At 63.9% G+C, this 2503-nt stretch carries 3 protein-coding genes; 1 reads left to right on the top strand and 2 read right to left on the bottom strand.

Annotation, left to right across the window (positions count from 1 at the left end):
- Nucleotides 1–97: 97 nt before the first annotated feature.
- Together ABY403_RS15650 and mnmD are read right to left on the bottom strand one after the other, a co-directional pair.
- Nucleotides 98–973: a DMT family transporter gene (locus ABY403_RS15650; protein ID WP_372841746.1), complete on the bottom strand. Its 876-nt coding sequence runs from the start codon at nucleotides 971–973 to the stop codon at nucleotides 98–100.
- Nucleotides 970–1647 carry a tRNA (5-methylaminomethyl-2-thiouridine)(34)-methyltransferase MnmD gene (gene mnmD / locus ABY403_RS15645; protein WP_372841745.1) on the bottom strand — a complete coding sequence of 226 codons (678 nt, stop codon included), beginning with the start codon at nucleotides 1645–1647 and terminating at the stop codon, nucleotides 970–972. The genes ABY403_RS15650 and mnmD overlap by 4 nt, the downstream gene beginning before the upstream one ends.
- A 44-nt stretch (nucleotides 1648–1691) precedes the next feature.
- On the opposite strand from mnmD, the gene ABY403_RS15640 reads away from it, so the two are divergent.
- Nucleotides 1692–2503 (top strand): NAD(P)/FAD-dependent oxidoreductase (locus ABY403_RS15640; RefSeq protein WP_372841744.1); only part of this gene is annotated, 812 nt, incomplete at its 3' end.

Raw genomic sequence — 2503 nt, 5'->3', positions numbered from 1 at the left:
GTGATGCGGGTTTCCGAAAGTGTCGCGGTTTACCGCGCGCGGATCACGGGCGTATCGTCGCCGGTCAACATGACCAATCTGCTCAAGGGTCGCTAAGCTATGATTGCTGCGCGGCAACGCGCGCGCGCCACAGGGTGAATAAGCCCGCACCCACCACAACCACCGCGCCGACGGCGACTTCGGGCTTAAGCACCTCGTCGAATATCGTGATGCCGAGCACCGCGATGAATACCAACTGCAAATAGGCGAATGGTTGGATCGCCGATGCTTCTGCGGCTTCGTAAGCCTTGATCAGCAGCCAATGCGCGGTGATCGAGGTGACGCAAAGCAGCGCCATCCACGCCCAGTCAGGGCTGCTCATCGGTTGCCAGAACCACATGCCTACCACGGTGGCGGCCAGCGCACCCACTGCGCCAGTCCAGAAAAACGATACTGCGGCACTGTCACGGCGCGCCACAAAGCGTGTCAGCAAGCCGTAGAGGGCAAACATGAATGCCGCCAGCAGAGGTATCAGCGCGGCGGGCGAGAACACCTTGACCCCCGGTTGGAGAATTATCAAAACCCCTGAAAAGCCGATGCCGATTGCCACCCAACGCCGCCAGCCAACTCGTTCGCCCAGCACCGGGCCGGAAAGTGCGGCCACCAGAAGCGGGTAGCAGATAAAAACCGCGTGGCTTTCGACCAGACCAAGAATCACAAAGGCTTGCACCATCACGATCACTTCCGTGACCAGCAGCACCGCGCGCAACACTTGCACCAGTGGCTGCGCGCTTTTGACCGCGGCGCGCAACCCGCCAGATTGCCTTGCGGCCAGCGCCACCACGAACAGCCCAAAGAACCAATAGCGGATCATCACCACCATATAGACGTTGTAGGCCCCGGCGAGATGGCGCGAGATGCCGTCTTGCAGCGCGAAGATCAGCGTCGCGCCGATCATCATCGCCACGCCTTTGCGGGTGTTTTGCGGTGTCATGCGGGGGGCTCCAAGCGGCCTGCGGTCATATGCCGCTTGTGGCCATGTCCTGGAAGCCGGGTAACTGTAAACCCGGCCGCATTCAAGCCGCGCCGAACATGGCCTGCGGCGGTGTAGGTGGCAAAGCTGCCCTGCGGCGCGGTGTGGCGGGCGACTTCGGCCATAAGCTCGGGGGACCAAAGCTCGGGGTTTCGCGCGGGCGAGAAGCCGTCAAGAAACCACGCATCGGCCATGCCCTGCCATTGTGGCAGCGTCTCGCGCGCATCGCCTATCACCACCTCTACCGTCAGCGCACCAAGGCTGAACTTGCGTATGCCCTTGGTCCAGGCGGCCAGAAAAGGCTGGGCAATCGCATTGGCCTCGGGAAAGGCGGCAAGCGCACGGGCAATTTCGGGCGCGCTCATCGGGTAGGCCTCGAACGAGGTAAAACGGATCGGCCCGGCATGCCTGTCTGCCTCCAGCGCCAGCGCCAACATATTCAGCCCGGTGCCGAACCCAAGCTCTGCCACCGCAAAGCCGGGGCAGAGGCGGGCGGGCAGATCGTTGCCTGCCAGAAAAACGTGCCGAGCTTCGGCAAGGCCGTTGTCGAGGCTGAAATACGGGTCGCCGAATCGGGTCGAAACCGGCAAATCGCCCGCCCGCCATTCAAGCCCGCTCTGGTCTTGCTCTGCCATTCAGATTACCCCTCGCGGCGCGACATTGGCGAAGGGCTGGGGCGATGGCAACGGTAGATGTGACGGTTCGGGGCGGCGGCGTATTCGGGCTTTCGGTGGCATGGGAATGTGCGCGGCGCGGTGCGCGGGTGCGGGTGATCGAATGCACGAGGATCGGCGCTGGTTCAAGTGGCGGTGTTGTAGGGGCATTGGCCCCGCATGTGCCCGAACAGTGGAACGCCAAAAAGCAGTTTCAGTTTGAAAGCCTGGTGATGGCAGGCGATTTCTGGGCGGGGATTGAACAGGCCGGGGGTATGCAAACCGGCTTCGCGCGCATCGGGCGGTTGCAACCGCTGGCGGACGACGCGGCGGTGAACCTTGCGCGCGCGCGCACCGCGGGTGCCGAGGCGCATTGGCGAGCCAAAGGCGAATGGCGAGTGGCCCCGGTGACGGACTTTGGCGTTCTGGCACCAGAAACGCCAAGCGGCTGGGTCGTGCACGATACGCTAAGCGCGCGCGCCAACCCGCGCCAGCTTGGCCCTGCGCTGGTGGCCGCGATCCGCGCGAAGGGCGGCGAGATCGTTGTGGGCGAGGGCGCTGACGAGGGCGCAGTTGTCTGGGCGACAGGGGTCGAGGGGCTCGGCGCGCTTTCAGAGGCGTTTGGCAAGCAGGTTGGCAACGGCGTGAAGGGGCAGGCGGCGATATTGGAGTTTGATGCGGGGGCCGCGCCGCAGGTGTTTGCCAACGGGTTGCTGGTGGTGCCGCATGCCAACGGCACTGTCGCGGTCGGGTCTACTGCCGAAAAGAACTTTGATGCGCCCGACACTACCGACGCGCAGCTTGACGACGTTCTGCTGCGTATCCGCGCGCTTTGCCC

Origin of the sequence: Phaeovulum sp. (assembly GCF_041596715.1) — a bacterium.
Lineage (GTDB): Bacteria > Pseudomonadota > Alphaproteobacteria > Rhodobacterales > Rhodobacteraceae > UBA6213.
Note: the sequence above shows the minus strand (reverse complement) of the source record. Positions and strands in the feature narration are given on the sequence as shown.

Coding starts and splice junctions, on each gene's coding strand:
- ABY403_RS15650 (WP_372841746.1), bottom strand. CDS start 973: ATGACACCGCAAAACACCCGCAAAGGCGTGGCGATGATGATCGGCGCG.
- mnmD (WP_372841745.1), bottom strand. CDS start 1,647: ATGGCAGAGCAAGACCAGAGCGGGCTTGAATGGCGGGCGGGCGATTTG.